This is a genomic window from Shewanella sp. SG41-4 (genome assembly GCF_014164505.1).
In the GTDB taxonomy this organism is placed as follows: Bacteria; Pseudomonadota; Gammaproteobacteria; order Enterobacterales; family Shewanellaceae; genus Shewanella.
Genome location: NZ_JACJFI010000200.1, coordinates 1 through 8,192 on the forward strand (window position 1 = coordinate 1; position 8,192 = coordinate 8,192).

Consider the following 8,192-nt stretch of genomic DNA (forward strand, 5'->3'; position numbering starts at 1 on the left):
CAAATAGACTCGCCGCCACCACGTACTCGCCAATGTGGAAATGCCGCTTTATAAAATACTAATGATTCATCTAAGTCATTAACTACTAAATTTAAATGTTCTAATCGCATTACTTATCTCCTTATTATTTGTGCAACACAGCTTAATACCTCAAGTTAAGTTGAGGTAAAGCGTTATTTTTGCCAAAATGATAAAAATAATCGGAGGTTGAATGTCAGTAGATACAGAACTAAGTGTTGGCCAAGTCGCCAAACGTTGTGGAATAAACATCTCTGCGATTCACTTTTATGAGCAAAAAGGTCTCATCAGCGGTTGGCGCAATAATGGTAATCAACGTCGTTATACGCGAGACGTTATCAGGCGAATATCGCTCATTAAAGCTGCACAACAATTAGGGATATCGTTGGATGATATCAAGCATGCTTTTGCTGCTTTACCCAATGAACGAACAGCGACTAAAGAAGACTGGGCAGAATTATCACATGTTTGGAATAAATCACTTACGTTGCGGATAGCCCAGATGCAAAAATTGAAAGATTCGCTCGAAGGCTGCATCGGTTGCGGTTGTTTATCGATGAAAAACTGTCCACTGTATAATCCAAACGATATTCTTGTAGAACAAGGCCCTGGCCCAGTGCTTTTGCATAAATGATAAATACAAAAAAGCCTAGTTTAATAACAAACTAGGCGTAAGCAATTAGCTAAATTAGGGGGGAGATAAACTACTAGGTTGGGAATATGGCTTAAATGCTGTTAACACCTAAGCCACTAATCGTATTAGACTCACAATAAAGGCTTAACTAAGCGTTTTGGTAGTCACAATATCTATTTTACGAGGTTTCATAGCTTCTGGAATTTCACGTACTAAATCAATATTTAATAAACCGTGTTCTAATTCTGCACTGACGACCCGCACATAATCCGCTAGCTGAAAAGTACGTTCGAAACCACGCTCAGCAATCCCTTGATGCAAATATTTGCGTTCATCAGTATTAGCAGTCTTATTACCTTTTACTAATAGCTTTTCACCTTCACTCATAATATCGAGTTCTGGCATAGAAAAACCCGCTACCGCCATAGTGATCCGATAACGATTTTCGCCTAAAAGCTCAATATTATATGGAGGATACCCACTGTTGCTATTGTTAGCTGCTGCATGTTCAGCAAGTTGTGCTAAACGATCAAAACCAATTGCACTACGGTAAAGAGGTGTTAAATCTGGAGAAATATTAAAATTACGCATGTTCATACCCTTGTCTAAAGCAATATGTAAAAAATAACCACTGTATGTTTGTGGTGTTTGGTTTTCACAGCCCTTACGGCACTGTGGTAGCAAGTTTACTGAAACCTCAATCGAGCATTTCATGATTCGTTTCTACTACAGAATTAGATATATGGACCACCGGTAAGATATCAAGTGCAGTGGATGAAAAAATTAGCTAAAAATAATAAAAAATATAAATAGACTTTAAATCAATGGTTAACGTTATTATTAAAATAAAATCATTTTATACCATAATGATTAAACTGGTGTTCATTTCACAATGATGACTTTTGTCACTAGTAATCTTGTTTGAAAATGTCACTATAATGAATAACAAATAACGACAAATAAGGACATTTTATGAACCCACCAACATTGGCATTATTAATTCCTATTCTGGCCATTTTAGGTAGCTTTATTGTCACTATAATGAAGCTTAAAGAACGCCAATCACATACAACGGCAGAACTAGCAACTAACAATAAAGCCCTCCATGATGAAATAAGCGCCCTGCGTAAACGAATTGAAGTACTTGAACGTGTTGTTACCGACGATGCTTATGACCTAAAGCAAAAAATAAATAACGCATAATTAAATAATCAAATGACCAACATAACAAAGCCACCGAATTGGTGGTTTTGTGGTTTAAAGGCATTAAACTCATAATATGAAAAGTAAGGATATAAACTACTTACTCACGGCAATTGAACGACGGAAAAGCGCAAGACTAAAAGCAAAAAAGATAGCCCCTAGACTAATGATATTGAGTAATTCTGGCCACACTATGCTGATATCAGCACCCCGAAAAACAACGGCCTGAGAAAAAGCCATAAAGTGGCGCGAAGGGAAAAGCCATGTAAATGGTTGAATAATAGCAGGCTGGCTCTCAATCGGAGTGATCCCTCCCGAGAGTAACATCATGGGTATTATCACTATCATCAACAGTAGTGCAAATTGTGCCATCGTACGGGCAATTGTACCGAGAAAGATACCGATGGCTGCTGCTGCAAATAAATAAATGGTCGTCCCGCCAAGTAGTAGCCATCGAGATCCTGCAATGGGTACATCTAACAAGGTCTCAACCATAAAGAACAATGATAACGAGAAAGCAACTAAAACAATTAATCCGTTAGCCCATACCTTCGACATGATAATTTGAAACGAAGTTAGCGGCATAACCAACAAGTGCTCAATGGTGCCATGTTCACGCTCACGCAATAACGCAGCGCCGGTCAGTATTATGGCCAGCAAGGTTACGTTATCGAGCAGTGCACCAATCGAACTAAACCACGTCATAGTACCATTTGGGTTAAAGGCACGGCGTTGAACTAATGTCACTGGATAAGTCGTTGTTTCATTGGAACGATTAACAAAAAAGTTTACCTCGTTAGTTATGATATTTTGAATATAGTGGTTACCTAGGCTCGCTTGAGTCACTGCGGTAGCATCAACATCTATCTGTACACTCGGCAAGCGCCCATCGCGAACATCTGCTTCAAACCTTGGTGGAATGGAGACCACAAACATGAAACGATCTTGATCCATAACTTGGTCAATATCAGTAGCAGAGATTTGCTCTGCAAGGTTAAAATAAGGCGGGTAAAAAGCATTGGCAATGCTACGAGAAAGCGTAGAGTGGTCTTCATCGACAATGGCAATCGAAGCGTTATTAACCGACTCGCTGATGGCTGTTGATCGTGAATAAATCTGGGCGCTGAATAGGAAAATAATTAGCATTACCATAACAACGTCACCAAGAACGCTGCGTAACTCTTTAGTACCGAGCCAAAAAATGTTACTCCAGGTTTTCATCAATTATGCCTCTTGTTTTGTCAAACATACTGCAGCCAAAACGACAAAGAGCGGACCATAAATGGATAGCATCATTAAATCCCCTGCTAGGGCAAAGAAATCCAATCCTTTGGTAAATGCAGCGACACTCAAATGCATGTAATAGGTTGCGGGCCACGCCATACCGATAAGATATCCCCCGCCTTCTAACGTTGATGTTGGCTGAACTAACCCGGAGAAAAGTGCTGTGGGTAATAACGACACAATTGTAGTGGCAAAAACTGCGGTAACCTGTGTTTTAGTTAACGCGGAAACAATTAGCCCAATACCCGTTGAAGCACAAACGTAAAAGAAAGCTCCCACAGTTAAGCCCAGCAGACTGCCTTGCAGCGGTACTTGTAGCAAAAATACCACTAAGAATGTCAGAATTAAAAAGTTAGCCATACCAATGCCGATATATGGCAGCTGTTTACCTATCAGAAATTCAAGTTTGTTTGTCGGCGTGACGTAAAAGTTGGTTATCGTGCCAACCTCTTTTTCACGCGAGATACTTACCGCCATCAAAATTGCGGGGAAAAAGAGTAACAACAAGGCAGGTGTTTTCGGCCCAATAGAAAAAATACTCTCAAATGATGGGTTATAACGATATCGAGACTGTAGATCCACTTTATATAAAGCACTTGCATCGATGCCTGCATTTGTTGCTAACTGCGTAAGATAGCGTATATGGCCACCAGTGACATATCCTTCTATGGTGCTTGCTCTAGTGGTATTAGCACCATCAATCCAAGCAGAAATGCTAGGCGTTTCGCCCATCTTTAAATCACGGCCAAAACCGGGTGGGATCTCTATCGCTAAAGTTATATCGTTAGACTTAAGACGCCATTCAAGTTCATCTTTGCTTTGAAGTTCAGGTCTCTCAATAAAATAGTGTGACCCTTGAAAGTTACTTAAATATTGGCGGCTCTCTGGAGTACGATCTAGATCCAGCGCGGCGAAAGTGAGATCCTCAATATCCAGAGATATACCGTAAGCAATAACAATCAACAAGATCACACTGCCAAAAAAGGCAAATGCCAAACGTATCCTGTCACGCATTACCGCCATCATTTCGAGATAGCTGTATGCCAATAACCTATTCAAGCTAAAATAGTGGCGTTTTAATGTGGTTGAAGGTGAACTTATTAACGTTGATGAATCGTCTGGCTGCACAGAAGCCAAAGCAGTTGATTCTTCGGCTGTCGTACCAATGGCATCTTTCAGGTAATTGATAAATGCTTCCTCAAGCGAGGCTGCACCTTTGGCTTCTACTAGATGTTGCGGTTCATCATAAACAAGTACTTCACCAGCGTGCATAAGCGAAATGCGATCGCAACGTAAAGCCTCGTTCATAAAATGGGTAGAAATAAATATGGTCACTTTATCTCGACGTGACAATTCAACAAGCAGCTCCCAAAATTCGTCACGAGCGACAGGATCAACACCTGAAGTAGGCTCGTCAAGAATGAGCATTTCGGGCTCATGGATCACCGCAACCGCGAGCGAAAGCCGCTGACGGATGCCAAGTGGCAGCGATGAAGCTAGATCATCTATTTGTTTGCGCAGACCAAAACGGTCAACCAGCGTATTTATCCGCTCTGTTGTTTTTGACGGTGACAGATGAAATAAGCGAGCATGCAAGATTAGATTCTGCATCACCGTTAGTTCGCCATACAGCGAAAAAGCTTGTGACATAAATCCGACACGCTTGCGCATTTCTAGATTGTTCGCATCAACTAACTTTCCGAATAAAAAAGCCTCACCTTCAGAAGCTGGCAGCAAACCCGTCAGCATTTTCATTGTGGTGGTCTTGCCACAACCGTTAGAACCGAGAAAACCAAAAATCTCGCCAGCTTGAATTTCAAAGCTAACGTTGTTCACAGCGGTAAAATCACCGAAGCGTCGAGTCAATCCTTTCGCTATGATAGCAGGTGTGCCAGCAGTCTTTTCAAATGGAGGGATAACAAGCTCTTTACCACTTCCCCGCTTCCCTTCCGGTAGTAAGCGCACAAACGTCTTTTCTAAATTACTGGTGTTGGTTTTGGCTTTTAGCTCTGCTGGAGTACCTGTGTCCAAAACATGTCCAGCATCTATTGCAACCAGCCAGTCAAAGTCTTCTGCTTCGTCCATGTACGCAGTGGACACAATCACACTCATGCTGGGTCTTTCGCTGCGAATAGCGTTAATTAGTTGCCAAAATTGTCGCCTTGACAATGGGTCGACACCAGTCGTCGGCTCATCCAATATCAACAGTTCTGGATCATGTATAAGCGAACAGCAGAGCCCAAGTTTTTGTTTCATGCCACCAGATAACTTACCCGCTGGCCTTGATAGAAAAGAGTGAAGCCCTGTTGCTTTAGTCAAACGATCGATTCGAGCTTTACGCTCAGAAGCCCCCTGACCAAATAACTTTCCAAAGAAATCTAGGTTTTCGGCAACACTAAGCTCGCTATAAAGGTTTTTGCCCAGACCTTGGGGCATGTAGGCAATCCGAGGACCAACTTCGGAGCGGTGGCGAGCCGAAGCCATGTCACCACCAAGCACCTCAAGACTGCCATGCTGTAACTTGCGAACACCCGAAATAAGGGCCAATAGCGTCGACTTACCAACACCATCGGGACCGAGCAGGCCAACCATCATCCCAGAAGGAATGGTCAGTGACACATCTTCGATAGCATTCACTTTCTTATAGGTATGCGTAACACCCTTAATGCAGACGATAGGATAATCTTGTTGGTCCATGGTACTGCACCCACATTAGTTATTATTGACTGAGACGGGTTCGGCTTGCGGTGGTAATTTCTGAAGAAAGTCCGGCCATGGAGCAGGTTTTTCTCCGGATTTTGTGGTCAGACGAATGTAAGCAACCCCGCGAACCCCTGTCTTTACATCATCAATATGGCTCTGGACTAAATTTTGCGGTATTCGTACTTTGGCACGAAACATGAGTTTTTCGCGTTCACTGAGTGTTTCAACTTGCTTTGGTGTGAATTGGGATTCCGGTGACACAAAACTGACAGACGCAGGAATAGCGAAATCTAAGATATCCAGCTTAATTCGAGCCTCTGCACCGATAGCAATGCTATTAGCCTGAGCTGACGGAAGAAAGACCTCCATATAGACATCGGCGAGGTTCACAACGGTTAGCACTTTACCACCACTTCCTAGCACTTCACCGGGTTCGGCAAGTCGATAAATAACTCTGCCAATAACCGGTGATTTGAGAACACAATCGTCGATTTGAGTCTGGATCTCTGTAGTGCTAGCCCTCACTGCATCGACCATACGTTCTCGGTATACTAGTCCAGCTTTTGCAGCCTCAAGGGCAGCTTTGGCAACGGCTACCTGACTGACTCGTGTATCGTAGGTTTCTTTACTGATGTGATTATTTTTGACCAACTCGCGTGCCCGATGCAACTCTTGTTCAGCCAGTAATTGTTCCGCCTTTGCCTGCTCTATGGCTGCCAAAGCGGATGCGACCTGGCTTTCTGCGCTAGCAACGTTCGCTTCTGCACCGATTAACTGAGCTCGCAGTTGATCTGTATTGATTCTCGCGACAGCCTGTTCAGCCTGAACAAGATCGCCTTCCTGCGCCATGATTGTATCGACTCGTCCTGCAATTTTTGTCGATATATCAACCTGTACTGCTTCAACCCTTCCATTACCTGAGGCGAATCCAGCACCTAATGGTTGTACTTGAAAATACTGCCATACAGCCCAAGTTCCAGCGATGCCAATTATTAAAACACCACCATATATTGATTTCTTAATAGTGTTATTCATTGTCTAAAAATCCTTCTTTATTTAACAATAACTATCATTTCAAAGCTGGTAACTAGCAATGCATGAACTTAAATCAAAGGCATTTGACTTAAGCTATTTTTAATCAACTATACTTATTACATGCCTATTTAATGCCTTTGCTGCTACTGCTAAAAAAATAAATCCTCGGCCAGAGAGCCTAGATATGCATCGGTCTATCACACACTAAAATAAGCAGAGATAATAACCCTACGTAATTGACCTAGCATCACTCAGAATGGAAACCCTACGGCGGAGATAAAACGCTATCTATCCTCACCGTTAAATCCGGATAACATTTGTCGATATATTTATTATTCGAAAGTTCTCCACCTCCAAGTCATTACTGAGTGGCAAGTTGATTAACGGCGACTAATTCAACCCACACTATAAATAAAATCGAGAACCTAAATTTATTTTGTAACAACAAACTGAAGCAAACTTTGATCTAGGCCGTATTATTGGCTAATAAGTCGGTGCTATTGAACAAATATTAAACTAATAAAATCGCACCATTCTCCTCAACTTCATTAATTATTTTGCCGATTAACATGTCTGATACCAATCGGTGTTGATAAAATCAATCTAAAACTCAGTTAACCCCCTACATACCAATGTTATAAATATTATCTAGGTTATAGACACAAACAAAGCCCGCTAGAAGATAGCGGGTTGTTTGATGATTCTTTCAAGTCAATTTGACGCACGGGAATGAGCGGCTATTTATATCCTCCGAAGAGAATTGATGTATGGGCATATTATCTCCACGACAATAAGAAGCCATTAACAACATACGATCAAATTTTGGACGTAAAAAAGCCCATTACGTTAGTAACGGACTTATCACTACTCTTCCAAGTCAATTAGGCGCCTAGAAATGACCAACTCTTACATGGGCATATCGGCCACACTATTGCCATGACCTAATACCATTGATACATGTTGACCATAAATTACAGACGTAAAAAAGCCCGCTACATAATAGCGGGCAGTTTCACGACTCTTTCATGTCAATTAGGCGCCTGAAAATGACCTATTTCGCATGGGTATATCGTCCACACAAGCATTATGCTCATATTAACCAAACCGTAATTTCAACAAATGACAGACGTAACAAAGCCCGCTAAATAATAGCCCCCTGTTTGTGTACAGTTTTACTTGACCACATCAAACACCACACCAAACCTGGTTTATGACGTCAACGTTAAACTGTCGCTTTAACAAGTTAGGCGCGATTGTAGGCTCATCATTCACTATCTTGTAGCGATGTTTTCTGGGTTGGCTACTGATAAGTCCT

7 protein-coding genes are annotated in these 8,192 nt (G+C 41.8%); 2 read left to right on the forward strand and 5 right to left on the reverse strand.

The window, feature by feature from the left end; all coding sequences use genetic code 11:
• A partial coding sequence (locus H5202_RS24310) for a VOC family protein (RefSeq protein WP_443019422.1) occupies positions 1 to 110 on the reverse strand: 110 nt, incomplete at its 3' end.
• A 101-nt stretch (positions 111 to 211) separates the two neighbouring features.
• Between H5202_RS24310 and soxR the strand changes: the two genes are divergently transcribed.
• Complete coding sequence (soxR, locus tag H5202_RS15730; protein ID WP_182772909.1) at positions 212 to 652, forward strand: redox-sensitive transcriptional activator SoxR; 441 nt, start codon at positions 212 to 214, stop codon at positions 650 to 652.
• Positions 653 to 796: 144 nt separating this feature from the next.
• Here soxR and H5202_RS15735 read toward each other — a convergent pair whose 3' ends face one another.
• Entirely contained in the window at positions 797 to 1,243 is a 447-nt protein-coding gene (locus H5202_RS15735; protein ID WP_182772914.1) for an Hsp20 family protein, read from the reverse strand.
• 381 nt (positions 1,244 to 1,624) lie between these two features.
• Between H5202_RS15735 and H5202_RS15740 the strand changes: the two genes are divergently transcribed.
• Positions 1,625 to 1,855, forward strand: coding sequence for a hypothetical protein (locus H5202_RS15740; RefSeq protein WP_182772910.1), 231 nt, complete (start codon positions 1,625 to 1,627; stop codon positions 1,853 to 1,855).
• A gap of 96 nt (positions 1,856 to 1,951) precedes the next feature.
• Here H5202_RS15740 and H5202_RS15745 read toward each other — a convergent pair whose 3' ends face one another.
• From H5202_RS15745 to H5202_RS15755, 3 genes are read right to left on the reverse strand one after another with little or no spacing between them, the layout of a single operon-like run.
• The gene (locus H5202_RS15745) at positions 1,952 to 3,076 is read right to left on the reverse strand and encodes an ABC transporter permease (protein WP_182772911.1); all 1,125 of its coding nucleotides are present in this window, start codon (positions 3,074 to 3,076) and stop codon (positions 1,952 to 1,954) included.
• A 3-nt stretch (positions 3,077 to 3,079) separates the two neighbouring features.
• On the reverse strand, positions 3,080 to 5,836 hold the full coding sequence (gene rbbA, locus H5202_RS15750; protein WP_182772912.1) for a ribosome-associated ATPase/putative transporter RbbA: 2,757 nt from the start codon (positions 5,834 to 5,836) through the stop codon (positions 3,080 to 3,082).
• Positions 5,837 to 5,851: 15 nt separating this feature from the next.
• Positions 5,852 to 6,877, reverse strand: a complete 1,026-nt coding sequence (locus tag H5202_RS15755; RefSeq protein WP_182772913.1) for an HlyD family secretion protein — start codon at positions 6,875 to 6,877, stop codon at positions 5,852 to 5,854.
• Between the last annotated feature and the right edge of the window lie 1,315 nt (positions 6,878 to 8,192).

Bases quoted from the DNA above. Each gene is read 5' to 3' on its own strand.
- soxR (WP_182772909.1), top strand. From the start codon at position 212: ATGTCAGTAGATACAGAACTAAGTGTTGGCCAAGTCGCCAAACGTTGT.
- H5202_RS15735 (WP_182772914.1), bottom strand. From the start codon at position 1,243: ATGCGTAATTTTAATATTTCTCCAGATTTAACACCTCTTTACCGTAGT.
- H5202_RS15740 (WP_182772910.1), top strand. From the start codon at position 1,625: ATGAACCCACCAACATTGGCATTATTAATTCCTATTCTGGCCATTTTA.
- H5202_RS15745 (WP_182772911.1), bottom strand. From the start codon at position 3,076: ATGAAAACCTGGAGTAACATTTTTTGGCTCGGTACTAAAGAGTTACGC.
- rbbA (WP_182772912.1), bottom strand. From the start codon at position 5,836: ATGGACCAACAAGATTATCCTATCGTCTGCATTAAGGGTGTTACGCAT.
- H5202_RS15755 (WP_182772913.1), bottom strand. From the start codon at position 6,877: ATGAATAACACTATTAAGAAATCAATATATGGTGGTGTTTTAATAATT.